Genomic DNA, 25,105 nt, shown 5'->3' on the forward strand with positions numbered 1-25,105 from the left:
GTTTGCATATCAGGAGACAGTTAGGTGACGGAAGTATTCATTTGTGATGGAGTGCGAACGCCGATTGGTAGATTTGGCGGCGCGCTTTCTAAAATCCGTCCTGACGATATGGCTGCGCTCGTGATACGGGAAATTGTTGCTCGAACCCCCCACCTTAATCCGAATGCGATTGATGACGTAATTCTGGGTTGCGCCAATCAAGCGGGTGAAGACAATCGTAATGTAGCCCGTATGGCGAGCCTCCTCGCGGGCCTGCCTGAATCAGTTGGCGGTATGACCGTCAATCGTCTGTGTGCTTCCGGTCTTGATGCGATTGGTTCGGCGGCACGTGCGATCAAAGCCGGCGACGCGGATCTAATGATTGCCGGCGGTGTCGAAAGCATGAGCCGCGCACCCTTTGTCATGGCGAAAAGTGAAAAGCCATTTGATCGCACACAACAACTGGAAGACACAACAATCGGCTGGAGACTGATTAACCCGGAAATGCGCGAGGCATACGGTGTCGATTCAATGCCGGAAACAGCACAAAACCTAGCGGATGATCATAACATTTCCCGCGACGATCAAGACCGCTTTGCCCTGCGCAGCCAACAACGCGTCGCCGCCTCGCGTGATTTTTTTTCCGGCGAAATAATGCCCATCGACATTGGCTCACCCAACAAACCCAACTTGATGCGACTTGATGAACATCCACGAGACACATCATTTGAATCGTTAGGGAAATTACGGCCCATTGCGCGCCCGGACGGTTCAGTGACGGCGGGGAATTCCTCGGGTGTGAATGATGGCGCGGCAGCACTTATATTGGCAAGTGCCGCAGCCGCCGAGAAACAAAACCTTGTGCCTCGCGCTCGTATCTGTGGCTTGGCCTCGGCCGGCGTCGCACCGCGCGTTATGGGTATCGGTCCAGTTCCAGCAACAAAGAAACTACTGGACCGGCTAGGCTGGTCAATCGCGTCGGTCGATATCATTGAATTAAACGAAGCCTTCGCCGCGCAGTCACTTGCGGTTCTTCGCGGACTCGGGCTGCCGGATGACGCAGACCATGTCAACCCACATGGCGGCGCGATTGCTCTCGGACATCCACTCGGCATGTCGGGGGCCCGGCTCGCCCTCACCGCGCTACGCGCCCTTGAGAAATCCGGTGGGAAGCGCGCAATAGTGACCTTGTGTGTCGGGGTCGGCCAAGGTCTTTCATTAGCGATGGAGCGCGTATCATGACCAAAAACATAGCAATCATGAGTGACGGCGCTTCTATCGCGTGGCAAATAGACGGCCCGGATGACGCGCCGACATTGCTTTTATCCAACTCGCTCGGCACTGACCACACAATGTGGGACAATCAGCTTACTGATTTCACGAAGCGTTACCGGGTCCTGCGCTACGACACACGGGGGCATGGTCAATCAGATGCACCACACGGAGCCTACGGCCTTGACCGGCTTGGCCTTGATGTCTTGGAACTCCTCGACGCGCTCAAAATCGACAGGATCTCCTTCTGCGGTGTTTCCCTTGGCGGAATGACCGGCCAATGGCTTGGTGTCCACGCTTCAAACCGAATAGACCGCGTTGTCCTCGCGAATACGGCCGCCTATATGGGGCCCCCTTCTAGCTGGCAAACACGGATTGATACGGTCCTGACGAATGGTATGCGCGCGATCACAGATGGCGTGTTGGATCGCTGGTTTACACCAGAATTCTTGAACACCTTCCCCGATAAAATCCAAGACGTTCGGTATGTCTTTGAAAATTGTAAACCGCAGGGTTATGCGGGGTGTTGCGCAGCTATTCGTGACATGGATCAGCGCCCTGTCGTCGGTCTTATTTCCTGCCCTACACTGATTATTAGTGGCTTGCGTGACCCCGCAACGCCCCCAGCGCAGGGAGAAGCCTTGGCAGCCGCGATTCCGGGCGCGCGTCATATTTTGTTAGACGCCGCACATTTATCGAATATTGAACAATCAGAAGAGTTCAATGAGGCCGTTCTGAATTTTCTCGATTAAGCCTCTCAAACCAAGAGCGTTCAAAAATCAAGATATGTCTCGAACCAAGGAATGCCATAATATATGGCATTCCTACGCTATCGATCAATTAAAAGATTGCCATCCTTTTCGGTCACCACATAGGTCGCGATAGGTTCGGAACATGGTGCCGTGCGCGGAGCGCCGCTCTTTATACAAAATGACCCTAGATGAAAGGGACAGATAATTTCGCCGTCTTCGACATACCCTTCGGCCAATGACGCATCGCCATGCGTGCAAAGATCATCCGTACAATAGAATTTCCCCTCCCAACGATAAACAGCAACAGCGTGACCGTCAGATAACTTCACCTGTAACGGCTCATCTTCGGAGACGTCTTCAACACTACAGAGTATTTGTACCATTACCCAATCACCTCAACTCAAACGGCGGGGTCGCGTCTAAATCAATCGGCGTCTTCCCCGTCCACGGCGTCTGATTTGCGCTCGCAAGACGCGGGTCCAGCTTGACCCAATCAAACAACCATTCACCGTCGTGAATACTCAACCGGCTATCATACCAGCCCCCATACCAAGTATCAGCAACGCCGCCTTCGTGCTTCATTGTGCATAGTTCCCACAAGTACCAACGACATGTTGCTCTTTGCACGTCCTGGTCGATAGTAATTAACGGTGACACCATGTAGTGAAGCGACCAAGTCACGAATTCGCGCGCAAGCCCGGAAAGCCCTTCGGCAATAGCGTCCCGGCCTTTTAATTGCGCAACACCGTCTGCTTCCCAAATCGCGGTCTCACTAAACAATGGCCCCAAAATTGCCGGATCGTTCTTACGATCCGCGCCAACGGCATAAGTGGCGATCAGCTGACGGATCGCCTCAAACGCCTCCATGCGACGCACCCGCAATTCCAGAGTGCTATCACTCATTATCGTGGGCCATTAGGCGGCAATGCCTGCCATGTCTCGTCCGACCCATGAACCGCAATAAAACGCTCTTCTTCAAAAGCAAACGGAACACCCGGATCACCTTTGTAGAACTCTATGTGCGGAGCAATTTCTGCCATTGATAATGCGATATTAAAAATACCGCGATGGCTTTCGGGAAGTTCACCAAGCTCGAACTTGTCACACTCATCGAGCACGGCTTCAATATGCGGTAAGATCGCATCATAAAACTCTTTTAGTTCTTCAGTACTAGCTTCGCGGCGTGCAGCGGTCCGTTCATCGGCTGTCATCAAATTCCACTTGGCAAAGCTTCGTAACGCTTCAAATCCTGCGGGCACGTTCATTTCATTTTCCATCGGACATGATCTCCTGAATCTTAAGAATCAACATAATCGTCAACAACTTTGCAGTTGTGGCGGATCAAAATTTCTTCGTCTTGCAAATGCTGGTATTTCTTCGCACCCGACAACATTGCCCGATAGGTATCTTCCATCGTCGCCGTGTCTTCTAGCCATGCATTGCGTTGCAGAACCATGGCGCGCTCAAAGCCCCACAACTCGCTGTGTGTACGAGGCTTTTTCAGGTAATACTTTCCTTCCCACAAGGTTTTATCATGGGCAATCGGCCAAAATTGGTGCGTAAACCAAATACCTTCAGAAACATGCAAAAGCACACTTGGAAACAAGACACTCAATTCAAAACCCCAATCTTCGTCACGATTTGGGTTTAGCGTTGGCGGCAATGTCGATGCCCCGCCCACGGCGGCCAAAGACCCGCGCGAACGTTCGTTCGCAAGATCACCGATTGGCGTCTGCGGAAGATTCTCGACCTGTAACCTCACAGAACAGGTTCGGTGTGCACCAAATAATTCTACGTCCTCGATCGCGCCCTCAAAGACGTTAGGAAACGAACCGGCATGAATGGTATCTACATGATACGCCTCTGCGAATGCATCCGAAGCCACCTTCCAGTTGCAGTCCAATGTGGTGTGATAGGTAAATCCATGATCACAAGTGTCATAGTCAAATCCGCCAAAGTGATCCGCATACCCACCAAGAAATTCATTGAGCGGCTTTACAGGATTAGGATCAACGTTCACGAAAATGAAACCAGCCCAAGTATCACAGTGAACTTCGGTTAGGCCGTTATCTTTTTTATCAAAACAACTATAAAAGCGGTCTTCTTGCGGTACGCTTACCAAACCGCCTTTTGCGTCATACACCCACCCATGAAAACGACAGGTAACCACACCGGCACGGTTTTTCCCGTAGGTTTCTTGGCCCTTTTCGGTAACCACAGTATTGCCGCGGTGCGAACATGCATTATGGAATGCGCGGATTACATTGTCTTTACCGCGCATAATAATAATCGACGTATCGGCGGCATCAATTCGCCTGACTTTATAGCTACCCGGCGACGGAACTTCACGTTCTAAAGCGACATAGAGCCACTCTTTTTTGAAGATTTTCGCCTTTTCCTTCTCATAGTATTCTGGATCAATATAAGGAGAAACAGGCAGCGGCTCCTGACCTAATTCAGGATATTTACGTGCCCAGCGCCCTGGATCTTTCTCTGTCGAGCTCGTCTGTACAGCCACTTTATAACTCCTCCCGGCATATCGCCGCGTATAAGGTTTGGGTGGGGTCGTTTAGACCCCTTCCCGACTTCAATCATTACGCTTTCAAACGTAGAAATATTTTGCCGGGGCACCCGATAGCGCGCTATCCCGATCCCGCAGAGTGCTAGAAGCGCTCCGCATGATTAGTAAAACCCTAGCCGTACTGCGCCTCAATCAGGTGCAGGATACCCATCTTTTTCAAAATGGAGCGCGGACATAAAAACGTAACGCGCACTACGCCGGGCAAGCGGCTGATTTCAATAGAGCCCGCGATCGTGGCGCGGTTCAGAATTTCGTCATATGGCAGACCGGTCGTGCTGGCCGCGCGTCTAAGGCCGTTCTCAGTGGCATCATTCAGATTAGCACCCGAACCAATAAAGGTAATTGGCGCATTATCTTCGATTTCATGTTGGCCATATTTTTTACCAAGCGCCTGAACCGCACTTCGATCAGCAGCGCTCATGGGTTTTGCGAGGAATGGCAGATCATCAAGGCGTTGCAATAGGATTGGGCCGTCGATCTCTAAGCCTTTGATCACATCGACTTTCAATTCGACTTCGCCAGACACATCCGTCGCGTGCCCCGCGATCTCGCCATTCCCTTGCTGGGCATGCATGTCGCCCATGTAGACGCCAGCGCCCGCTACTTTTACGGGACAAATTAAAATAGCACCCTCGCGAACCGAGTTCGTATCCATGTGGCCATCGGTTTTATGCTGCTCAAGTTCCGCTTGCGTAAAACTATACCCATGCGGAGCATCAATAAGAAACGATCCGAAGTCACCAGCATTATGCGAGTCCGGCAGATCACGAGACGGGATCGTACCGATATTGCCAAGAAATGGTTGCACCTTTGCGGCAAGGCCAGCGATATCAGCTCGTGCAAGCGCAAGGATCGAGTGCTGATCGGAATGCTCAGGAATGGATGCATTAACCTCCGCATCAGCGGCGATTTTCTCTGCCGCTTGCTTATTCACGGTCAATGAAACTTGATTTTTCTCGTCCAGAACAATGACGTATCCATTGCTGAAACGAAACGCATTCACCTCTGCATTGCAGACATCACAATGTACCGCATCATCGCCAATGCCTTCGATATGGCTTGCCGGTGCCGTAGTGCCGCATTCAGGGCACAGCTTTGCAACAAAAGGGTCACCGATATAACGACCGTCAACAAATTCCATAACCCCAGACGAGGTCGCCAGCGATGTTACACGAACTCTATTGAGGTGTATCGCAACAGCATCACCAATCTCAGCACCGTCGATCATGACGGGTTTCGTGACCTCGTGGCCACCTTGAAATTTCGGTGTGATCATCGGCCCCCAACACCCGGGTGGCGTCCCCGACCGTATCAGGCCCCCATCTTTAATCGTCGCGGCTGGGGCGATTCCTGGCCCAACAATCCCTCCGCTATAGTCGAAAACACCTATTTCATCGCGTATTTCGGCCATGGGTAGCTCCTCGTAACAATTACGTTTTAGCATTCGCCCATGGAGTAATTAGCCAAAGCCTAGCCCGCGATCACGAGTGAGTCGCGATGGCGGGACAGCCTATAACGCGCTTACGGCGTTCGATAAGGTTTGGGCAAGTCTGGGCTGACATGCTTCACTAAAGCTACAGCCTATATAATCCCGTTAGTTCGGGAAAACCGCATTTCCGCAGGCAATAGCCAATCAGCGAAGCAAACGCCTCAGCATCAGCCACACGGCCGATAGGGTTGTAAGGAACGGTGACTTCATCGGCGTGTGCCCTATTGGTTGCGCTTACGCATGATCGCCGCGCCGATCGAAGTAGCTCCACCCGTAATGATAGCCACTGTATTTTCTCGGATATATTCTTGTAGATTGTACTCGTTTAAATGGCATTCGAAATATCGCTGAACCTGCTCGCCATTCGGGACAACCACCCGCCATAGGAAAATCGGATAACGCATAGGTCGAATGCGGATTCTGCGTCGTTAACCCCGGACATCGCCGTATCGCAGCCAAATGTTCTACTTTTAAGCCAAATAATTGAGCCTGATCTCAGATCGGCGGTCATACACTTAAGCGCGATTCATCACAGACCTTTACACCACACAAGTGCGACTTTTCGGGAATCACTTAAGCTCGCTACAAGTAACAAGCACCAACTTAACTTACTAAACTTTGTCAGCATCAAGACTCTACTGACCTCTTTCACCGTCGCTTTATGCTTAATGGCGCCGACTCAAATAAATGAAAGAGAACATGCCTCCTCACAACGTACTCAACTGGAAATCTTGATTATTGCAAAAATATGACTGATAATACCGTGGGTTAAGGAGGTAGTGTTATGAAAATGACGGACGCCAATGCGGTTGCAGGTGATACTCACCAACGCGACTTACCTCTTCACCGCTTCAATAAGCTGTGTACAGAAGATATAGATGAAATCCATGCTCATATGAGCAGTGTGTTCTGTGAGCATAGCCTGACACTTACTGGGGGCGTGCCACCCATTGCGTTTCGACACAACAGTAAAACACTCGCCAATATAACATTTAACGCCACTGATTATGGTAACCCATATGGCTGCGTTAACATAAAAATTCCGCCTTCTGGTGGCATCTATCTTTTACAATTCACCTTGGCGGGATCCGCCGAAATTGTTCAAAATGGTAAACGCTTTGTTTTAGGTCCCCGCCAGTTTTGTGTCATTGGGCCTGATGACGAAATGAGCCAAACTTTAGATCATGGCTACAAGCACTTCACCGTGAAAGTATCTAAGCACAGCTTAGAGGCCGCTTTGTTTCAGGAAATTGGACTTGTACGACCTGCGTTAAAATTTGCCCCTGGCCCGATTGAAATGAAAGGTGAAGCCCGATGCCTTTCCAACCTTATACAGACCATATGCGCTGATGTGGATGAGGACCTTGACGCCTACGGCCACGAACGATCATGCAATGCGGTCGAACACGCGATAAAACATTTAATCTTCGCCGCCGCCCCACATAATCATTCAGACCTATATATCGGTAACAAGTCACCTGCGGCACCCTATTACGTTCGCAAAGTCGAGGAATTTATTCGCGCCAATGCCACCACGACAATAAGTCTACAAGATATGACGGCAATTTCTGGCGTTAGCGCACGGTCGCTTCATACAGGCTTTCAGCAGTTCCGAAACACGACGCCTATGCGCTATCTTAAAGAATATCGCTTACAGCTATCGCGAAAACGTCTGAAAGAAGCAACAGACAGAAACGAGTCAGTCACCGATGTTGCTATGGCTTGTGGTTTCACACATTTGAGCAAGTTCGCACGCGACTACAATGAACTGTTTGGTGAACTTCCATCTCAAACTCTTAAAAAATATCAGTAAATAGTCAGTGCACCTGATGCTTTAAGACCCCTCACTCAAACATTGCAAAGTGGTACCAAAGCATGTTGGGATTTGAGCTGGTTTACCATGCTGACGAGGCAGGGTGGTCCGAGATGCAGACAAACACGCCCGGCGTTGTGATCGGTTTTGGGGAACATACCAAACCCGTGCCGGGCAACTGTGTTCCGGTTTTTGGGATCGCCGATTTGGATAGCGCGCGGCAAAAACTGGAACAGGCCGAAGTCAAGTTCGATGGCGACACCGACGTCGTCGAAGGCATGGTCAAAACCGCGACATTTTACGACCCAGACGGTAATGCGCTGATGCTTGCCGAAGACTTGACCGGTGGGGCCGCATAACGCCTTTAAAACGTTGCCTGTCGAGGGCGCGGAATATTTTGAACCGCACCTCCCGGTTAAATCTTTTGTCGGTTTTTTCCCAGCCCTTTTGTAGGCAAACCAACTCGATCTAATCGCGCAATGCCAAGCCTTCTAAATGCTCCCTTAGTTCGCAGACAATGTTCCATGGTCTCGAAGGCGAGCGAGAACATTCTGTGCTCTTTGATTAGGGAGCTGGCGACGATTTCCATGTTCGGAATATTGTCTAGACCAGCAATATCAGAAACGCGAAATTTTCCTGCTCTTGCTACCTTGTCCCGTTAAATAGCGGCCTTATGTAGCAAACGCACCAAGCGCTCTCAGGCATGGGGGCGCTAGGTGAAGGGGCTGGTGTTAGCGCTAGTGTTATGGACGGTGTTTCAGGTCGGGTTGATGTTCTCGAATAGTTTCCGGTCGAGTCCAGATGCGCTCCAAATCTACAGTGGAATGATCATCAAGGCTGGCAAGCCTAGCCTGAATGAATGTTTCTTGATGATGTTCAAGCCCGAAAGAATCTACCCAAGCCATCTTGGCTGTAACCAAAAAGCTTGCGTATTGGTCGGAGCGTTCTTTTTTAAGCTTATCCATAAGGAATTTGCTATATGTTCCATGCCCATTAGTCACAAAATCATCGCTCGGGAAAAGGTCAGTAATCGAAAACCCTATTGTGCTGAAATAAGGCTCGTAACCTTCGCTCAAGATAAAATCGATTCCCCTATATTCCCATCCAAAGTTCACAGTAAATTTGTGAATTGGCGTCTGCCCCCTACACCGAACCTTGTACCGAAAAAAAAATATCCCTTTATCAAGCGTTACGGCTACTGGAATGAATTGAATATATCCGCGCGTTTGCGCCTCACCAATCCGCCGGGTTTCGCGCGTTACGGCGACCGTTTCACGCCAAGTCGAATAGAGCAGAACCACCCCAGCCAGAGTAGCAAAAAACATCAACATCGCCCAGAACGCCATGTCTTTTTGGGCGCGCAAATCCTTTTCCGCGCGATACTCATCCCTCTTGGATTTATCATCGCCGTTGGCGGCGCTTGGATTGCTAGCCACAAGATCGAAAGCCCTGGGGAGCGTCTTGCAATGACGCAGATCGCCGCGCTCACAGGCTTCGTATGTCTCGGTTGGGGAGCCTACTATTTTGTGTAGAGCATAATCTGCAATCAAAACGCCAAGAAATACGCTGAGGAGGACTAGAAGTCCGATACCCGCAGGCTCTCGCAACCTATTGCGCTTAGACTTTGTAATAAAAACACCGCTGAGAATTTGCCCCTAGAGAGCTTATTCTTGATGTTTGCTTCCTTTTCTTCAACTCCTATTTCAGCCAGTTTTTCGACTAGCTGGCTATAGGTAATGCCTTTTCGTTTTAACTCAGCTTTTAGGAGGTTGCTGACCCTGTTTTCCCAGTCTGTTTCGCTCATATAGGTACCATTTATGTTACTTTTTTTATCATAAACGGTACCAAGGGTATTGTAAACAGTACTATTAGGTACTATATACGATGCATAAGGCATCGGAAACAGTACCATGACACAACATTTTTTACTTTCAGCCGCTTCTCGCACCCTCAAGCTCAAGGACATCTACAAAGCTGGGGAAGAAGCCGCTTACCGTAAATTCTGCGAAATCCGCTGGCCAGAAACAGAAGGCGACGCCATTTGCCCACGTTGCGGCTGTGTTGAAACTTACGACATCTCCACCCGTCGCAAGTTCAAATGCAAAGCGTGCTCGCACCAGTTCTCTGTTACTTCTGGCACCATCTTTGCCAGCCGTAAAATGGAGTTCACCGACCTATTGGCCGCGATTTGCATCGTTGCGAACGCCGCGAAGGGTGTTTCATCGGTCCAGTTGAGCCGTGACCTTGGCGTTCAATACAAGACCGCTTTCGTTCTCGCGCATAAGATCCGCGAAGCGCTTTCAGACGAAACCGAAAACACCAAGCTAACCGGCACCGTTGAAATCGACGGTTGCTATGTCGGCGGTCATATCCGCCCTGCTAACCAAGAGATTAACCGCGTGGATCGTCGCCTTGCACGCTACCAAACTGGCAAACGCCGCGTTGTGATTGCGTTGCGTCAGCGCTCAGGCCGCACCCTGACCTTCATTCGGAAGTCGGAAGCGGAAGGCGTCGAGATTGCCCGCAACCGCGTTGCAAACGGCGCTGAAATCCACGCTGACGAGGCATCACACTGGGATACGCTAAACGCCTTTTTCCCAGTTAATCGCATCAATCACAGCGAAGCCTATAGCGCGAACGGTATCTGCACGAACCAAGTTGAAAGCTATTTCTCACGCCTTCGCCGCATGGTTGGTGGTCAGCACCATCACGTTTCGCCTAAATACCTTCACCAGTACGCGGCGCACGCTGCATGGCTGGAAGATCACCGCCGTAAGCCAAACGGCACTCTAGCGGACCGCCTTGCAGCAAATGCAATGGCCGCGCCTGTTAGTCGGAATTGGAAAGGGTATTGGCAGAGGTAATGCTATAAACATGTTGACAGCAGGTACGCCAATGGCGTATACAAAGTCTTAATAAATAATTCTGATTATAACACTAACCCGGGGGATTGCCGGTGTTCGAGGTTTTGAGACCCATTCAGTTCGGAACATCGGTCTATCCGATTGAGGTTTGCGAGTTTGAGGAAGTAGCGGCGGCGCTGGACGCGGAGTTGAGCTTTGATGAAAGTAAAGAGCTGATCGACTACCTCGCATTCAACCCCGAAGCAGGTGAAATTATTCCAGAAACTCGCGGCGTTCGTAAAATTCGGTGGGGATATGGCGAAAAGGGGAACAGAAGGGCGCTTCGGCTTGTTTATTATTTTCATGATTTGAACATGCCGCTCTATGTGCTTGCAGTTTACAAACCGGGGGAAAGTATGAGGCTCACGAAGAATGAGAAAACCGATATTGCTCAAAAAGTCGCCGAGTTAGTAGAGATTCACGCGACAAAAAATTTAGAAAAAATCGAGCGGGTTGGGACGATTGCGTAGTGTACGCACGCGTAAACTATTTTTTTCAAGTAAGCGATGTCGCAGAGGTGACGACTTCGTGTGAGGTGAACCATGTCAGGACGTAGAATCATAAAGGGCTTGGATGAGGCCTTAGCCCATGCAAAAGGCGAAAGGTCTTCGTCACGAAGCCGTACAATAAGAGTTCCAGAGCAAGTAGACGTTAAGGCGATTAGAGAGCGCATGAATATGTCCCAGCGCGAGTTCGCACTTCTTTTTGGGTTCAGCCTAGCGAATATTCGTAACTGGGAGCAGGGTCGTCGATTCCCGGACGGTTCGGCGCGGGTGCTTCTCAAAGTTATAGACAGGTATCCAGAAGAGGTGGAGAATGCGCTCACTCCCAGTGATAACCTTGCAATGTGCAATTAAAAGGCCCGCATGTTAGGGGTGCGCAGAAACCCGCCACACCCCGATAGCTTCATTACCTGTTCGCTCGACAACGCCTTTAAGGCGCTGCCTGTCGAGTGAGCGGGATATTTTCAGCCTCAACTCCCGGTTAAATCTCTTGTCGGTTTTCTCCCAGCCCTTTTGATCGCAAATTAGCTCAACAAGGTGGCGTAGTCCTAGCCCGTCAGGGTGCTTTCGTAATTGAGTGAGGATAATGCGCGGCAGTTCGCCCTTGTAAAAGAGCCCTGCCGCCATCGACTTCTTGGGTGCTTCTTGCCCGTCTGGGTAATAGCCCAAATGGTACAGTGTGGCGTCGATGTGGCTTACTGTTGTGCGCAGGTCGTAGACAATATTTTCGTGGTCGCGAAGGCGGGAAACCACGTTCCGGCGCTCATTAATCAGGCTTTTGACGACTGTTTCCATAAAAAGGAAATTAGGATTCTCAGGCGCTTAGTTCCATGTTATTTTTGGTGCGCTTGCTACATAAGGCCGTTAAATAGATTGCTGGCGGACAGAGAGGGATTCGAACCCTCGAGACGGTTACCCGCCTACACGCTTTCCAAGCGTGCGCCTTCAGCCACTCGGCCACCTGTCCGTCGAAGCGCCGGACTATAGCCATGCCCTTGGTTGGCGCAAGGTCATTTCCTTGATTTTTGCGCCGGAACGCTCGGTGGAATGCGCCATCCGTATTTCTTTGCCATGACGGTTTGCAGGCCGGGCAAAGGCGGGTTATCCTGATTTTAGTAAGGTTGCGTTAACCATTTGAGGGGGCTTTATGGCTGCGTTTCGTTTAATCGCTTGGGTTTTAGTGGCGATTGCCATTGCATTATTGGGGGCTGATGGGATCGCTTCGCTTGAGGCAGGAGAGCCCGTTATGCGCAGCACCGAATATGTGGTCGGGCTTATTGGCATCAATGGCGAGGCATTGGCCGCAAATTCGCCGGCCGGTTTAAGCCAAGCCATCGGCACAATTATGGGCCTACCGCTTTGGGGCGTCTTAGGCATTATCGGTGTCGTGTTGACCCTTGTTTTCCGGCCCATGGATTAATCCAAAACCGTAGATGAATGGGGGTACCTGCCCGCCCTTCAGGTCGACGGCGCGGGATGGGCTGTGTCGTGTTCGATTGCCCGTTGTTTCTCAAGTTTATTTCGATATCGGGTTTGAACAACCGAGACCACAACCATAACAAAGATCACGAAGTAGAAGCTGGTTTTTGACATGGCGATCACTTCAAAACCGAACAGCTTCATATGGGCGAGATGCCCACCCTCGGTCAGCAACAATATTCCGACGATAAACAGGATAAAAAGTCCAATCACCTCAAACATACGGTTCTTTTTGAGGAATGCTGATACTTGATCAGCAAGCAGAACCATCATCAACCCACTAATAATAATCGCTGTCGCAATTACCCAGATAACATGTGTTAGCGCAATCGCGGACAACAATGAATCAAACGAAAAGATCAGATTCATAAAGACAATGGTTGCAATCACGACGGGTACTGATTTCTTTTTATCGCCTTCAATTCCTTCGATGTGTTCAACCGCCAATAGGTGCATGATCTCTTTCGTTGCCGTGTACATAATGAAACCACCACCAAACAAAGAAATGATGGAATGAAATGTGAATGACGCTTCAAAAATGCCGCCTTGCTGAACCGAAAACAAAGGCTGCGTGAGCGAATTGATCAAGCCAAGAAGAATGAACATCAACACCAGACGGAACACAATCGCCAACAAAATCCCCGTGCGCCGGACGAATTTCTGCCGGTGTTCAGGCGTCCGCCCCGCCTCAATTGATATGTAGAGAAGATTATCAAACCCCAACACGGCCTGTAGCAATATTAGCATGAGCAGTGTGAAAATGTTCTCGAGAGAAAATACCGCTTCCATGTCGGGTCCCCTTTAATTGAATCGCGCTAATGGGCCATGTTTCGGCACCGCCATGCAAGCCCCACCAGCCGCTGGCTATCCTAACGCTTGCGCCGAATAGCTGTTCCGCCGCGACAGAACGTTTTGGCCTATTTGGTCTTTCGACGGAATGAAATTCTGCTGCGACGAGTAGCACGAACGCAGACTAGGCATGTCGATTATTCAACCCTATCTCCATGACGCAACGATAAATGGAGAAAAACCCATGACCCGCATCTTCAAACTAATCACAACAATAAGCGTTATTGCTGCTGCGGTTTATCCGGCGTTATACGCCTATTCATCCCTTGCATGAACCGTATCGGTAGAAGGCGTCGCCGACCTGTCACCCCCCCCAAGCCCGACAGTCAGGTGACGCCTTCACTCCACCTCGTGACGAAAGCATCATAATCGGCTGGCGTATCGATACCCGGTACAGCCGCCGGAATTTCCGCAACGGCAATGGCCTCACCCATTTCTAAAATGCGCAACTGCTCAAGGCGTTCTACTTTTTCGAGCGCACCCATCGGAGCACCGGCAAACGTCATGAGGTTTTCTTTGAAAAACGCATAAATTCCTACGTGGAGAAAATAGTCCGATGGCGTCTTAATGGCACCTAAAGTATCACGCGGGACAGGAAACAGATAACGCGTGAAATATCGCGCCCAATAAGTTTTCTCGCCGATCGCATCGCCCAAAATTGCTTTTACGGCAGCGGTATCATCAGGAGAGCCGGCTCCACTCACAGCATTGTGCGAAAAACGACATGCCAATGTCGATGCAAATGCATTCGAGTTCGTATGCAAATGAATGAGGCGTTCAATATGGGCTGGGTCGATTTCAGGCTCATCCCCCTGAAGGTTGACGATGATTTCCGCGTCCAGAGACCCCGCCGCTTCGGCCACGCGGCCACTACCGGTTTCATGTTCACCGCTGGTCATGACGACCTCGCCACCAAAACCCGCCACACAATCAAATATCCGTCTGTCGTCAGTTGCGACAACCACTTGATTCGAATTTTTTACCTGCTGTGCCTGTTCGTAAACATGCTGGATCAGCGGCTTGCCGGTTCGATCAAGGAGTGGCTTTCCCGGCAAGCGGGTTGAGCCAAAACGCGCGGGAATGACAATCGCAGTTTTCATTTTGTGCGCGCTTTCAATGCCATAGCGAGCCCCAACGCAAAGGCAAAGCCGCAAACAGCCCCCAACCCATTCGCAACCCCGTCGGCAAGTTCGGGCGAACGCACACCGCCAAGCCCCTGCAATCCCTCTAGGGCGATCCCATAAATCGGCAACACCACAACAATGACCCACCGCTTTGCGAATAAAACAATTTGCGCCCAAAATGCACTCGCGCCCAATGATCCATAAGCAAGAAAATGAGCAATTTTATCGGCCAACGCAGCATCACCAAAAAGAGCGTTTGCCAAGATACGCGTAAAGGCAAATCCGGCTTCCGTATCGTCAGGGTTTGGGGTTAACGTCAAAAAAGTGACAATCACCAACAGCGTAACAAACAAAATCCGCGCCCAGCGCCGCGCAGAATTCATGCGGCTGTCCCTTGTTTCTTGGCCACATGCCGTTCCCAATCCATTGCTGTTTGTACGATGAAATCAATATCATCATAACGCGGGCGCCAATCGAGAATTGTTCGGATTGCCGCGTTATCGGCGATAAGTTGCGCCGGGTCACCCGCGCGCCGTGGCGCAATTTCATACTCAAGCGCTTCGCCAGTTACGCGCCGAAATGCCTCTATTACTTCGTAGACAGATGACCCGCGACCATAACCACAGTTCAGCGTGATCGAGCTACCGTCACCACGCAGGCGTCCAAGTGCGGCCAGATGGGCCTGCGCCAAATCACTCACATGAACATAGTCGCGAATGGCTGTGCCGTCTGGGGTTTGATAGTCATTGCCATAGATTTTTAATTTTTCTTTGCGGTGTCCCAGTGCGATCTGGGCCGCAGCTTTGATCAAATGGGTTGGTTTTCCGATTTCACCGGCGCGGCCTTTTGGATCGGCACCCGCAACGTTGAAATAGCGCAACGTCACATAAGAAATATCGTGGGCAGCGGCTGCATCTTGCAAAATTCGCTCGCTCATGGACATCGACGCCCCATAGGGCGAGATGGAACGAATCGGCGCTTGCTCTGAAATCGGCACGCGTTCCGGCGTTCCATAAACAGAAGCGGTCGATGAGAAAATGAACCGCTTTACGCCCGCCGCAACGCACGCTCGTAATAGCGTCATCGTCTTGGCGGTGTTATTCTCGTAATAATCGAGTGGGTGGCGGATTGATTCAGAAACCACAATCGACCCTGCGAAGTGTATGACTTCGCCGATATTATGATCCCGGAAAACTTTTGCGAGCGCCGCCTCATCGCCGACATCCGCCTCGATAAAGGGTACATCACTCGGCGCGAGCCACTGCGCGCCAGTCGAAAGGTTATCGAGTGCAACGGCATCCTCGCCAGCGTCTTTTAGCGCCAGAAGCATGTGGGCACCGATATATCCCGCCCCGCCCGTCACCAAAACACTCATAGAACACCCGGCCTTCCAATCTTTTAATCTTGAATCCTAGGGATTCATTGTCAGTTTTCTTATAGCCTGTTCATATGACTGTTTGTACCGCTTCTGAAATAAACTCTTAGGCCACGGACATGCTCGGTAAAATTTTTAAGCGCGAGAAGAGCGATGCTGCGGCCCCAGAGGGCAAGCGGATCTATGCCATTGGCGATATTCATGGTTGCGCGGATATGTTGGCGACGCTTCTCGATAGTATTTCCGAAGATGTTGCCGAAAATACGAACGACTTCGCAGATGCAACCTTGGTGTTTTTGGGCGATTACATTGATCGAGGACCCGATAGCCGCGCGGTCATTGATCGCTTGCTTGAGCTTAAAAAATCCGATGCAGAAGCGATTTTCCTGAAAGGTAATCACGAAGCCAGCATGCTCGATTTCCTTGATGCGCCGGAGGATCTTTACCAATGGCTGGAATGGGGTGGCGAAGAAACGCTCGAAAGCTATGGCATTGATCCGATCGGCAAAACCCCAACGGCCCTCGCCGCAGAATTACGCGAGCAAATGCCGGTTGACCATTTAAGGTTCTTCAAATCGTTGTCACTATCGCACATCGAGGGCGCGTATCTTTTCGTTCATGCAGGGTTGCGACCGGGGGTTCCCCTAAAAGAACAAGACCCGATGGATCTAATGTGGATACGAAAACGCTTTCACAACACACCGCCCGCAGAACGCCCCGATCATGTGGTCGTTCACGGCCACCACCCCGAAGACAAACCAATTGATGCGGGTTGGCGGATCGCCGTCGATACTGGCGCTTGTTATGGTGGCATGTTGACCGCCGTGGTTCTCGAAGGAACGACACGGCGGTTCATTACAATTAAAGCCGATTAGCCGTTAGCGACTTTCACGTGATCGGGATTATCCGATATCAGGCGAGGACCGCCCGCAGCCGCGAGGATCGTCCGCAAGGTTTGCGTACCCGCCGGGCCATCACCATTATTGATGACCTTGCCATACTCGCTAGAGAAATTCATCGCGGTTACGATATGCGGTGACGGCGATGCAAAAATCAGTTGCGCACCAAGCATCACGGCTTCACGCCACGTCTCCATGACTTCGCGTTTATACCGGGATGGCGCGATCAAATAATCTGGTTCGGAAGCGCGACAATCAGCTTCGGAAATAATGCGGGGGCCATTCTCGCCCAACACATCATGATCGCGCGCAATACCCGTATCAACAGCGGCTGTAATTGTTTTTGCTGATGATCCTGTCCAGCGCAAAAATGCTTCTGTCTGGGCATCAGCCCCAAGAATATGAACGCACTCACCGCGATTTGCGATGTCTTCTAGCATCTCGACAAAATCAAGACGCATTTCATTCGCGCGTTGTTCAAATGATTGATATGGCTGCACAGCGCGCATCGCAAGTGCATTTTCTTCGTCCCATAGCCGGGCCAGGCGCTCATACCACGGATCAAAATCATATTGCTCATAGGTGTCATGGGTCACAAAAAGTCGAATTGAACCGCCCTCTTTAGAGGTCAAAGCACCTTTGAAAACTTTCAGCCCGGCCTCGCGCAACAGGCATTCAAGAACTGACAGCGAATATACTGCGCGCACTTGTGTCTGTAATGTTTCAACGCAATTCCGCGTCAAAATGATCGGCGCATAAAGCGTCTCTAGCGCAAAAACACCGTCATCGCTCAGCAATGATTTGACCCGTTTCAACATCTCACGCGGATCATTCACATGCTCAAGCAAAGAGACTGCGGTGATGATATCAAATTTCTTATCGCCAAAAGCAGCATCAATTTCTTTTGACGGAAACGCTTCTTTTCCGGTCCACGCCCATTCGCCAATTTCGTCGATATGGTCAGATGGGTCTACGCCATAACGATCCACCCAGCGCGGATAAAACGATAGTAACGTGCCATCGTTACAGCCCAAATCAAGCGCAGCACAATCACGCCCGGAAATCATTTCCAACGCTTCGGTGGCGATAGATCGCAAATGATCGCGATTTGATGAATGTCGGCCAGAGGCGGAAACGGGTGCTACCTCGTCGGCCTGTGCGGCCTGAAGCAAGCCACATGCGCGTGCATCGCGCGATGGATCGCACAAGAGGTATTCCGATAAAGCAGCGCGCTTGCGCATAATCGTTTTTGTTGCACCGCCCACCGACATAGAAAATGCCGGGGTCAGGGCTTTTGATCCGCATGCGCGGCAATGCGTAATTGTTTTCACGGAAAGCGCTGCCTTTCTTGAAAGCGTTATTGCTTTTCTGAAAGCTCGCAGGACACCGTAAACAGAATGTAAAATTAGCGAAAAAGCCTATGATTTTTATAGGCTTAGAGAGGTTCCGGTTACACAGATGAACAAAGCATTAAACCGAAAATGCCAATACTCACTATGCGTAACCGTTCGTCTTTAGAATATTGCGAAGTAGATCAACGAGCAACCAGTGATCAGTAACGTGAACATGGTTCCAACTGTTCCGAACAATCGGCCTTTGCCCCAAACGCCCATGCCGAGCCCTAATAAATGAAAAACCCGGGACAAAAAGAATAATGCACCTAATCCGTGAACCAATACGATCGGTGCATTCAACAATGCGAGCAGCACCAAACCACCCAATGCCGCCGGTGCATATTCTATATAATTACCTTGGGTACGGATTGCTTTAAGCATATCCGGATTATCACCGTCACCTAAGTTTACTCGGTTTTTCCACCTCGCTCGACCGACACGCGCGCTCAAAACAATTAAAAGCAAAGCATTCAATCCAACCCAAAATGCAGCAGCTTCAAGTGACGTCATGTGGCATCCTCCCCATTATGGTCTTATTTGCTCTATGCGCTTAAACGTTCGATCAGCCGGCGCATGAATTTCGTACCCTCTTTCACTTGATCAAGGGTAATATACTCGTTTGCTTGATGGGCCTGGTCAATCGATCCCGGACCACAGATTACCACTGAAAAGCCGGCTTCTTGAAACTGTCCCGCTTCGGCGGCGTAGCCGACGACGTCGGTGCTGTTATGGCCCGTAATCGCTTTTACAATATCTGCGGCCATGTTGTCGGGTGTCGGCGCGAGCGAAGGTGCATTAGTCATTTGCTCAATTTCCACACGACAGCCCGGTGCCTTTGCGCGCATTTCAGCCTCTACACCGCGCGCATATTCAGTAAATTCTTCAATGATATCCTCACGGGAGTCACCTGGCACAACCCGTAAATCCCATTCGAAAAAAGCCTCACCCGCCATGATATTCAGCTGTGTTCCGCCGTGCACCACGTTGACAGTCATGGTTGAATAAGGCGGATCGAATGGTGAGTTCTCATCGGCACGCGCCGCCCGAACAGCCCGCATTTCCGCAATTTTGTTGATAAGTTTCGCCGCTGCTTCCACCGCAGAAACACCGCGATCAGTTTGGCTGGAATGGGTTGTAAAGCCAGTTACATGAACCCGGAACGACGCAATCCCTTTATGACCGTCAATAACCTTCATATTGGTGGGCTCACCGACAATCACTGCATCTGGCTTGGGCAGCTTGTCGGCAATTTCTGCAATCATGCTCGGTGCCCCGAGACAGCCGACCTCTTCATCATAAGAGAGCGCAAAAATAATTGGCCGCTTTAGATTGGCCGAAAGCATTTCTGGCACTAGCGACAGACCGATTGCCGAAAAGCTTTTCATATCGGCAACGCCGCGACCATAAAGCCGGTCATCTTTTTCGATCACCGTAAAAGGTGCGGTCGCCCAATCTTGTCCGGCCACGGGTACAACATCAGTATGCCCAGACAAAACCACACCGCCCGGTACCTTGGGGCCGACCAGCGCATAAAGATTTGCTTTAGTGCCGTCGTCATTGGCAACACGAAACGTCTCGACCTTCTGTTCGTGAAGATAGCTTTCGATGTCTTCGATAAGAGCAAGGTTTGAAACCGACGACGTGGTGTCGAAGGCTACAAGGCGGGATATCCATTCAAGCTGGTTTGTAATGTCATTCATACAAATAACACTGCGCAGGAAACCGCCTCAAGGCAAGGCGTCATGCGGTAGCATGGCAATTTTCATACGAATTTAATGAGGAATTTCGCGGGGATAGCGCCATTACCGCGTTTGGCCGGAATGCGTGGATGCCCCGACACAATGGCCGGGACATCAACAATAGGCGATACGAATTAAGCGGCTCTCCGGCGCTTAATTGTTCTGCGTTTTGCGACAGTTTTCTTGGCTGTCTTTTTCGCAGCAGTCTTTTTTGCAGTGGTTTTTTTCGCCGCTTTTTTAGCAGCAGGTTTTTTGACGACTTTAAGTTTCGTCTTTGCAGCAGCTTTACGCTTAGCGGGTGCTTTACGTTTTGCCGGCGCTTTTTTCGCAGCGGTTTTTTTCGCTGTTGTTTTCTTTACAGCTTTTTTCTTCGCCGCAGGCTTAGCTTTGGCTTTTACTGCTTTTTTCTTCGCCGCTGGTTTCGCTTTCGCTTTTACGGCGCGTTTTTTAGCGGCTGGTTTAGCTTTTGCCGCTTTCTTTTTTGCGGCAGGTTTCGCCGTCTTTTTCTTTGCTTTTAGCATCGTAGGTAGTCCCCTAAAACGCTGACCAAACGTCAGCACTATTTCCCCATATCTTGATGCGCGTAAACGAACAATAAAAAAACATAAAATTTCTTGACACTAAAATCGCTCATCTCGCTACGGAATGTCCGCATCCGCATCGCGCACAAACATAAAAAAACCCTCGCGAGTAACTCGCGAGGGTTCGAGAAATTTGTAATTTGGTGTCGTGTTATTTGACCGCGATCAATTCAACTTCAAACACCAATGCTTCGTTTGGTCCAATTGGTCCACCTGGTGTTCCCATCTCGCCATAAGCAAGCGCAGGCGGAATAAAGAAGCGGTATTTGTCACCTTCACTCATCAACTGAACGCCTTCTGTCCAGCCTGGAATGACGCGATTAAGCGGAAATTCAATGGTTTCACCACGCGCATAAGACGAGTCAAACTCTGTGCCGTTGAGCAATGTACCTTGGTAATGTACCTCTACCGTGTCGGCTGCCTCGGGGCTTTTACCGCCTTGGTCACTCTCTGTGATGATTTGATATTGCAATCCGGAATCCGTCGATTGGATACCATCTTTTTTCAAATTCTCTGCGAGGAATTGATTAGCTGTTTCTAGATTACGTTCTGCACTTTGCACTTTAATAAGCTCCACATCAAAAATAAGGACTTCGTTTGGACCGATATCACCGTCCGGGGTTCCATTTTCGCCATAGCCAAGCGCAGGCGGAACAAAAAACCGGAATAGATCACCCTCGCTCATCAACTGAACACCTTCGGTCCATCCGGGGATCACTCGATTGAGAGGGAATTGCGCAGCAGCACCGCGCGCGCGCGAGGAATCAAACTCTTTGCCGTCTTTCAGCGTGCCCACATAATGAACGACCACAAGATCAGTTGAATCTGGCGAATAGCCATCCTCTGGCCCTTCTTCAAGAACCATATATTGCAGACCACTATCGGTGACGGTTACACCATCGCGGCTTGCATTCTCTTTTAGAAACTCGTTTGACGCCGCAAGATTTTCAGTCGCAGCTTTGTTATGATCGGCTTTCAGTTCCGCGCCGGTTTTGGCGTCGTCAGAAAGTTCTATTGTATCGTCAGCGGGTTTTGTCTCTTCGTCCGACTGACCGCAGGATGCGATCGTCAAGACCGCCGCACTTGCAACCATCATCCAAATTTTGCTCACACAGCTACTCCTTTATGAAAGTGTGAATCCCAGTTTGCGCGCACCCTAGCCCAAGGCAGCCATGCGAGAAAACCGTCAGGCAAAAGATCAAGCTCTTTTGGATGTTAAATTCAGGACATTCAAGCGGATAGCCGCACAAACCCATAGATGCCGTAGATCGTGATCCATACTAATGCGAGCCCAATCGGCACCAACCTGCTCAACCCTAATCGGCGCGCCAGCGAAACACCAAGCGCCGTCAACGCAATCGCAATCCCAAACCTTAGCATTCGCGCGCCAAATCCAACCGTTGCAAAAACTGCTGGGTGAATACCCAGATTACCGGCCTCGACCGCATATATTTTGAACGGTGCACCAGTCAGCGCGCCCAAAGATAAATTCACAGGCCAATGCGCAGCATTCATTTCAGCAGCAACCCGCGCAAGAAGATCATCGGCAATCAGCGGCACACTACGAAGCAGTCCTAGTGCGGCTGCGATGTCATGGGCACCCCACCAATACATTAGCAATCCGCCAATCACAGCACCAATGGCAGCAAAGATCGCAAAGCGAAAAGCCCGCGTAAATCCAAACGCGATCACTGATGCGGTAAGCAATAAATCTGGCACAATGAAAAAGAAGGTTGCTTCAGCAAAACCCCACACAAACGCAGCAACAATCCACCATCGCATCATTCCCACGACGGAACATGCCCTTGATCGGCAAGTGCATTCATCTGTGTCTCTAGGCCAGTCATCAAATCCGCTGTGGATCCGGGCCAGTGCATCGCCGGCCCTGCAATCACATCACAGTTAAACGGCACCAAAAGCCAACTCCCCTTTGGCAAGGCTTTGCCAAGGCCGTGCATGAACACAGGATGAATGGGCACCTCGGGCCGCGATTTCGAAAGATAGGCAACCCCGCGTTTAAATTGAATGCGTTGTTCCGGCGCGCCGCGCGACCCTTCGGGAAACAAGATCAAAATCTCGCCGCGATCCAATGTTGCTTCCAAATCCGCTAGCGGGTTTTTCTTCATGCCAGCGCGCTCAAGCGGAATGATACGGATGATATTGCGCGCAAACCACGCAAGCCATCTGTTCGACAGAAAATAATCCGCCGCCGCCGCTGGCCGCAACAAGTGAAGATCACGAAGCGGAAACAGCGCCATCAATGTCAGCGTATCAAGATGAGAGTTATGGTTGGCGGCAATAATAGCCGGACCTTTTTTCGGTAAATGTTCGCGCCCACGCACATTCATCCCAAGAATGAGCAACAACACCGGCCTGACCAAAAGCGCAAAGAAGATAATCTGAAGAAACCGGCTCATTAGATGCGCCCGCTAAAAACGAAAAAATGCATCGCGTGATAAAAAACCGGGGCCGCATAAGTAAGGCTATCGACACGGTCCAAGATACCGCCATGGCCCGGTATTAATCCGCCTGAATCTTTGACGCCCAAATCACGCTTAAACGCAGAAATCGTCACATCGCCCAAAAAGCCTGCTATGGCGATCATGCCGCCCGCAAGTGCAGCGTAATAAAATGGCATCGGCGTAAGGAATGGTCCGGCCAGTGCGGCCACGACCATGGTCGACCCCAATCCACCCAAAAAACCTTCCCATGTTTTGTTCGGGCTGACTTTCGGAACGATCTTGTGGCGACCAAACAACTTGCCCCACGTGAATTGCGCAACATCGTTGAACTGGGTCAACGCCACTAAGAACAACAACAGACCCGCGCCGCCCGCTGGCCCCGCACTCGGCCCCGCCGCCAGCAACATCGCCGTATGGCTGAGCGCAAAGACCGTGATCATCATGCCCCAGCTTAATGTACCCACCGCGCGCAAAAATCCTTCGGTTTTGCCGACCAATGTCATGACCATCGGGAAGAACAAAAACATCCAGACCGGAATGAACACCAGAAACAAGCCATAGCTATTGAGATGTGCGAATGTGAATTGCACCGGGATCGCGAGGTAAGCGAAGAATAAAATGATCCGGTCTACGGGCCGCGTCGGTATCAACGAGATATATTCTTTGAATGCCAGATAGGTCATGAGTCCCAAAAACACGGTCGAGACAATTCGATTGGTCACAATCGCAACGGTGAATATGGTAATCATGAACCACCATGACGTGACCCGTCGCGATAGTTCAGTGGTGGCCTTGCCCGGCGATCGCCATTTCAAAATGCCAACAATGACACTTGCAACGATAAGCAGCCCATAGATAACACCAAGCGCCCAAATGACATTTTGCGATAGCGCCTCAGGCATGACTAGACTCCTGTGTGCGAACATCGCGCAATGCGTTTCTTCCGCGATGAACAATCGTCGCAAAGCTCAGTGCCATAGCGAAGGCAAGCAACACCGTGCTCCACTGCCCCGGCTCAACCTCGAACGCTAGAACCAATGAAAGCGCGCCAAAGAAAAATGCGCGATCGCTTTTACCAAAGGGCCCATCATAACGCCGCACAGAGCCAATCTGTATGCCGATTATTCCCGCCATTTCGGCGACAGCACCAAAGAACACAATCAACACGATCAGCCCCGGCTGTAATCCCGCGAGGAACGCAAAAGGAAGGTATAAAGCGGCATCGGAAAGAACATCCGTCAGTTCATTCAACAGCGCCCCTAGCCGCGTTTCTTGGCCATGTTCGCGCGCCAACATGCCGTCTATGGCATTAAGCGCCATACGCAAAAACAAAATAACCGGCAGCGTAAACAACACCCACCGTGCACCATGGGTCGCAATATTCGCCGCGCCATGGGCAAAGCTAAGGCCGAACGCGATCAGCGTTACCTGATTGGCCGTAATCCCTGCCCGTGCGGCGCGCTTGCACAAGGGCCGCAACAGATTTTGGAATTTCGGCTTTAGATCGTAAATACTCGCCAAGAGGGTGCCCCGCTTTTTGCTGGCACCTGTTTAAACATATTTGTGTTTCAACACGACCTTAATTAAGCGCGAAAGCACCCACAGACCGAAGTTCAGAAGCGGTTATCAGCTTTTGACTGGCCAGCCGCACCGAATGAAGTGGGCCTTCCAATTCATGCGACCAGAAATCCAGAAACTTTTTTAACACCGGATATTGCGGGGCAATGTCATAGTCCTGCCAGATATATGTCTGGAGCAGGTCAGGATGGTCGGGCAAATGATAAAAGATCTCTGCCGTCGCGAGACGATAACCTGCCAGTTGTTTTTCAAATGCTGAATCTGTGCTCATTATTCACTCCTGAATAGACTTCAGGCCTATACTGAACATTGATCCCGGTAATATTTTCAATC

Annotated in this window: 30 protein-coding genes, 1 tRNA gene and 1 pseudogene; 11 read left to right on the plus strand and 21 right to left on the minus strand. The window is 50.6% G+C overall.

From position 1 onward, the window contains the following. Nucleotides 1–24: 24 nt before the first annotated feature. Nucleotides 25–1,221 (plus strand): 3-oxoadipyl-CoA thiolase, encoded by a 1,197-nt coding sequence (pcaF, locus tag ABFZ84_RS02005; RefSeq protein ID WP_369312238.1) that lies wholly within the window; start codon nucleotides 25–27, stop codon nucleotides 1,219–1,221. Next, nucleotides 1,218–2,003, plus strand: coding sequence for a 3-oxoadipate enol-lactonase (gene pcaD / locus ABFZ84_RS02010; protein WP_369312239.1), 786 nt, complete (start codon nucleotides 1,218–1,220; stop codon nucleotides 2,001–2,003). The genes pcaF and pcaD overlap by 4 nt, the downstream gene beginning before the upstream one ends. A 77-nt stretch (nucleotides 2,004–2,080) precedes the next feature. On the opposite strand, the gene ABFZ84_RS02015 is transcribed toward pcaD, so the two are convergent. The 5 genes from ABFZ84_RS02015 to ABFZ84_RS02035 all read right to left on the minus strand — a co-directional run bounded on the left by ABFZ84_RS02015 (nucleotide 2,081) and on the right by ABFZ84_RS02035 (nucleotide 5,995). Continuing rightward, a complete protein-coding gene (locus tag ABFZ84_RS02015; protein WP_369312240.1) occupies nucleotides 2,081–2,386 on the minus strand; it encodes a non-heme iron oxygenase ferredoxin subunit in 306 nt (101 codons plus the stop codon). Nucleotides 2,387–2,393: 7 nt separating this feature from the next. Beyond that, nucleotides 2,394–2,906, minus strand: coding sequence for a nuclear transport factor 2 family protein (locus ABFZ84_RS02020; RefSeq protein WP_369312241.1), 513 nt, complete (start codon nucleotides 2,904–2,906; stop codon nucleotides 2,394–2,396). Continuing rightward, the gene (locus tag ABFZ84_RS02025) at nucleotides 2,906–3,280 is read right to left on the minus strand and encodes a hypothetical protein (RefSeq protein WP_369312242.1); all 375 of its coding nucleotides are present in this window, start codon (nucleotides 3,278–3,280) and stop codon (nucleotides 2,906–2,908) included. The genes ABFZ84_RS02020 and ABFZ84_RS02025 overlap by 1 nt, the downstream gene beginning before the upstream one ends. A 20-nt stretch (nucleotides 3,281–3,300) precedes the next feature. Further along, nucleotides 3,301–4,521 carry an aromatic ring-hydroxylating oxygenase subunit alpha gene (locus ABFZ84_RS02030; protein ID WP_369312243.1) on the minus strand — a complete coding sequence of 407 codons (1,221 nt, stop codon included), beginning with the start codon at nucleotides 4,519–4,521 and terminating at the stop codon, nucleotides 3,301–3,303. Nucleotides 4,522–4,696: 175 nt separating this feature from the next. Further along, entirely contained in the window at nucleotides 4,697–5,995 is a 1,299-nt protein-coding gene (locus ABFZ84_RS02035; RefSeq protein WP_369312244.1) for an acetamidase/formamidase family protein, read from the minus strand. An 862-nt stretch (nucleotides 5,996–6,857) separates the two neighbouring features. Between ABFZ84_RS02035 and ABFZ84_RS02040 the strand changes: the two genes are divergently transcribed. From ABFZ84_RS02040 to ABFZ84_RS02050, 3 genes and pseudogenes are all read left to right on the plus strand, one after another. Continuing rightward, complete coding sequence (locus tag ABFZ84_RS02040; protein ID WP_369312245.1) at nucleotides 6,858–7,886, plus strand: AraC family transcriptional regulator; 1,029 nt, start codon at nucleotides 6,858–6,860, stop codon at nucleotides 7,884–7,886. 44 nt (nucleotides 7,887–7,930) lie between these two features. Then, nucleotides 7,931–8,245, plus strand: a pseudogene (locus ABFZ84_RS02045) (VOC family protein); the annotation flags it as partial. 357 nt (nucleotides 8,246–8,602) lie between these two features. Further along, on the plus strand, nucleotides 8,603–9,418 hold the full coding sequence (locus ABFZ84_RS02050) for a hypothetical protein (protein ID WP_369312246.1): 816 nt from the start codon (nucleotides 8,603–8,605) through the stop codon (nucleotides 9,416–9,418). 44 nt (nucleotides 9,419–9,462) lie between these two features. On the opposite strand, the gene ABFZ84_RS02055 is transcribed toward ABFZ84_RS02050, so the two are convergent. Beyond that, nucleotides 9,463–9,690 (minus strand): DUF6471 domain-containing protein, encoded by a 228-nt coding sequence (locus ABFZ84_RS02055; protein ID WP_369312247.1) that lies wholly within the window; start codon nucleotides 9,688–9,690, stop codon nucleotides 9,463–9,465. Between the two features lie 106 nt (nucleotides 9,691–9,796). Here ABFZ84_RS02055 and ABFZ84_RS02060 point away from each other — a divergent pair, with 106 nt between their 5' ends. From ABFZ84_RS02060 to ABFZ84_RS02070, 3 genes are all read left to right on the plus strand, one after another. Then, nucleotides 9,797–10,750 (plus strand): IS1595 family transposase, encoded by a 954-nt coding sequence (locus tag ABFZ84_RS02060; RefSeq protein WP_369312248.1) that lies wholly within the window; start codon nucleotides 9,797–9,799, stop codon nucleotides 10,748–10,750. Nucleotides 10,751–10,842: 92 nt separating this feature from the next. Beyond that, entirely contained in the window at nucleotides 10,843–11,259 is a 417-nt protein-coding gene (locus ABFZ84_RS02065) for an addiction module toxin RelE (protein WP_369312249.1), read from the plus strand. Between the two features lie 72 nt (nucleotides 11,260–11,331). Then, a complete protein-coding gene (locus ABFZ84_RS02070; protein ID WP_369312250.1) occupies nucleotides 11,332–11,646 on the plus strand; it encodes a helix-turn-helix domain-containing protein in 315 nt (104 codons plus the stop codon). 12 nt (nucleotides 11,647–11,658) lie between these two features. On the opposite strand, the gene ABFZ84_RS02075 is transcribed toward ABFZ84_RS02070, so the two are convergent. Together ABFZ84_RS02075 and ABFZ84_RS02080 are read right to left on the minus strand one after the other, a co-directional pair. Beyond that, nucleotides 11,659–12,087 carry a hypothetical protein gene (locus tag ABFZ84_RS02075; protein ID WP_369312251.1) on the minus strand — a complete coding sequence of 143 codons (429 nt, stop codon included), beginning with the start codon at nucleotides 12,085–12,087 and terminating at the stop codon, nucleotides 11,659–11,661. Between the two features lie 82 nt (nucleotides 12,088–12,169). After that, nucleotides 12,170–12,259, minus strand: a tRNA-Ser gene (locus ABFZ84_RS02080). Between the two features lie 180 nt (nucleotides 12,260–12,439). Between ABFZ84_RS02080 and ABFZ84_RS02085 the strand changes: the two genes are divergently transcribed. After that, nucleotides 12,440–12,712 carry a hypothetical protein gene (locus ABFZ84_RS02085; RefSeq protein WP_369312252.1) on the plus strand — a complete coding sequence of 91 codons (273 nt, stop codon included), beginning with the start codon at nucleotides 12,440–12,442 and terminating at the stop codon, nucleotides 12,710–12,712. A gap of 38 nt (nucleotides 12,713–12,750) precedes the next feature. Here ABFZ84_RS02085 and ABFZ84_RS02090 read toward each other — a convergent pair whose 3' ends face one another. From ABFZ84_RS02090 to galE, 4 genes are all read right to left on the minus strand, one after another. Then, on the minus strand, nucleotides 12,751–13,560 hold the full coding sequence (locus tag ABFZ84_RS02090; RefSeq protein WP_369312253.1) for a TerC family protein: 810 nt from the start codon (nucleotides 13,558–13,560) through the stop codon (nucleotides 12,751–12,753). A 386-nt stretch (nucleotides 13,561–13,946) separates the two neighbouring features. Next, nucleotides 13,947–14,720, minus strand: a complete 774-nt coding sequence (gene kdsB / locus ABFZ84_RS02095) for a 3-deoxy-manno-octulosonate cytidylyltransferase (protein ID WP_369312254.1) — start codon at nucleotides 14,718–14,720, stop codon at nucleotides 13,947–13,949. Next, complete coding sequence (locus ABFZ84_RS02100; protein ID WP_369312255.1) at nucleotides 14,717–15,127, minus strand: VanZ family protein; 411 nt, start codon at nucleotides 15,125–15,127, stop codon at nucleotides 14,717–14,719. The genes kdsB and ABFZ84_RS02100 overlap by 4 nt, the downstream gene beginning before the upstream one ends. Beyond that, on the minus strand, nucleotides 15,124–16,119 hold the full coding sequence (gene galE / locus ABFZ84_RS02105; RefSeq protein ID WP_369312256.1) for a UDP-glucose 4-epimerase GalE: 996 nt from the start codon (nucleotides 16,117–16,119) through the stop codon (nucleotides 15,124–15,126). Before galE ends, ABFZ84_RS02100 begins: the two co-directional genes overlap by 4 nt. A 119-nt stretch (nucleotides 16,120–16,238) precedes the next feature. Between galE and ABFZ84_RS02110 the strand changes: the two genes are divergently transcribed. Then, nucleotides 16,239–16,994 (plus strand): metallophosphoesterase family protein, encoded by a 756-nt coding sequence (locus ABFZ84_RS02110; RefSeq protein WP_369312257.1) that lies wholly within the window; start codon nucleotides 16,239–16,241, stop codon nucleotides 16,992–16,994. Here the strand turns inward: ABFZ84_RS02110 and ABFZ84_RS02115 are convergent. The 3 genes from ABFZ84_RS02115 to argE all read right to left on the minus strand — a co-directional run bounded on the left by ABFZ84_RS02115 (nucleotide 16,991) and on the right by argE (nucleotide 20,112). Further along, nucleotides 16,991–18,349: a class I SAM-dependent methyltransferase gene (locus ABFZ84_RS02115; RefSeq protein ID WP_369312258.1), complete on the minus strand. Its 1,359-nt coding sequence runs from the start codon at nucleotides 18,347–18,349 to the stop codon at nucleotides 16,991–16,993. The two genes, ABFZ84_RS02110 and ABFZ84_RS02115, sit on opposite strands and share 4 nt — an antisense overlap. 183 nt (nucleotides 18,350–18,532) lie before the next feature. Next, the gene (locus ABFZ84_RS02120) at nucleotides 18,533–18,922 is read right to left on the minus strand and encodes an MAPEG family protein (RefSeq protein WP_369312259.1); all 390 of its coding nucleotides are present in this window, start codon (nucleotides 18,920–18,922) and stop codon (nucleotides 18,533–18,535) included. A 32-nt stretch (nucleotides 18,923–18,954) separates the two neighbouring features. Then, entirely contained in the window at nucleotides 18,955–20,112 is a 1,158-nt protein-coding gene (gene argE / locus ABFZ84_RS02125) for an acetylornithine deacetylase (RefSeq protein WP_369312260.1), read from the minus strand. Nucleotides 20,113–20,334: 222 nt separating this feature from the next. Here argE and ABFZ84_RS02130 point away from each other — a divergent pair, with 222 nt between their 5' ends. Further along, nucleotides 20,335–20,697, plus strand: a complete 363-nt coding sequence (locus ABFZ84_RS02130) for a hypothetical protein (protein WP_369312261.1) — start codon at nucleotides 20,335–20,337, stop codon at nucleotides 20,695–20,697. A gap of 186 nt (nucleotides 20,698–20,883) precedes the next feature. On the opposite strand, the gene ABFZ84_RS02135 is transcribed toward ABFZ84_RS02130, so the two are convergent. The 6 genes from ABFZ84_RS02135 to ABFZ84_RS02160 all read right to left on the minus strand — a co-directional run bounded on the left by ABFZ84_RS02135 (nucleotide 20,884) and on the right by ABFZ84_RS02160 (nucleotide 25,043). Beyond that, nucleotides 20,884–21,843 carry an FKBP-type peptidyl-prolyl cis-trans isomerase gene (locus ABFZ84_RS02135; RefSeq protein ID WP_369312262.1) on the minus strand — a complete coding sequence of 320 codons (960 nt, stop codon included), beginning with the start codon at nucleotides 21,841–21,843 and terminating at the stop codon, nucleotides 20,884–20,886. Between the two features lie 119 nt (nucleotides 21,844–21,962). Beyond that, nucleotides 21,963–22,523, minus strand: a complete 561-nt coding sequence (locus ABFZ84_RS02140; protein ID WP_369312263.1) for a hypothetical protein — start codon at nucleotides 22,521–22,523, stop codon at nucleotides 21,963–21,965. Then, nucleotides 22,514–23,149: a lysophospholipid acyltransferase family protein gene (locus ABFZ84_RS02145; protein WP_369312264.1), complete on the minus strand. Its 636-nt coding sequence runs from the start codon at nucleotides 23,147–23,149 to the stop codon at nucleotides 22,514–22,516. Before ABFZ84_RS02145 ends, ABFZ84_RS02140 begins: the two co-directional genes overlap by 10 nt. Next, a complete protein-coding gene (locus ABFZ84_RS02150) occupies nucleotides 23,149–24,096 on the minus strand; it encodes a phosphatidate cytidylyltransferase (RefSeq protein ID WP_369312265.1) in 948 nt (315 codons plus the stop codon). The genes ABFZ84_RS02145 and ABFZ84_RS02150 overlap by 1 nt, the downstream gene beginning before the upstream one ends. Beyond that, complete coding sequence (locus tag ABFZ84_RS02155) at nucleotides 24,089–24,715, minus strand: CDP-alcohol phosphatidyltransferase family protein (protein WP_369312266.1); 627 nt, start codon at nucleotides 24,713–24,715, stop codon at nucleotides 24,089–24,091. The genes ABFZ84_RS02150 and ABFZ84_RS02155 overlap by 8 nt, the downstream gene beginning before the upstream one ends. A gap of 58 nt (nucleotides 24,716–24,773) precedes the next feature. Next, nucleotides 24,774–25,043 carry an usg protein gene (locus tag ABFZ84_RS02160; protein WP_369312267.1) on the minus strand — a complete coding sequence of 90 codons (270 nt, stop codon included), beginning with the start codon at nucleotides 25,041–25,043 and terminating at the stop codon, nucleotides 24,774–24,776. Nucleotides 25,044–25,105: the final 62 nt, after the last annotated feature.

Source organism: Hyphococcus lacteus, from assembly GCF_041058985.1.
Lineage (GTDB): Bacteria > Pseudomonadota > Alphaproteobacteria > Caulobacterales > Parvularculaceae > Hyphococcus > Hyphococcus lacteus.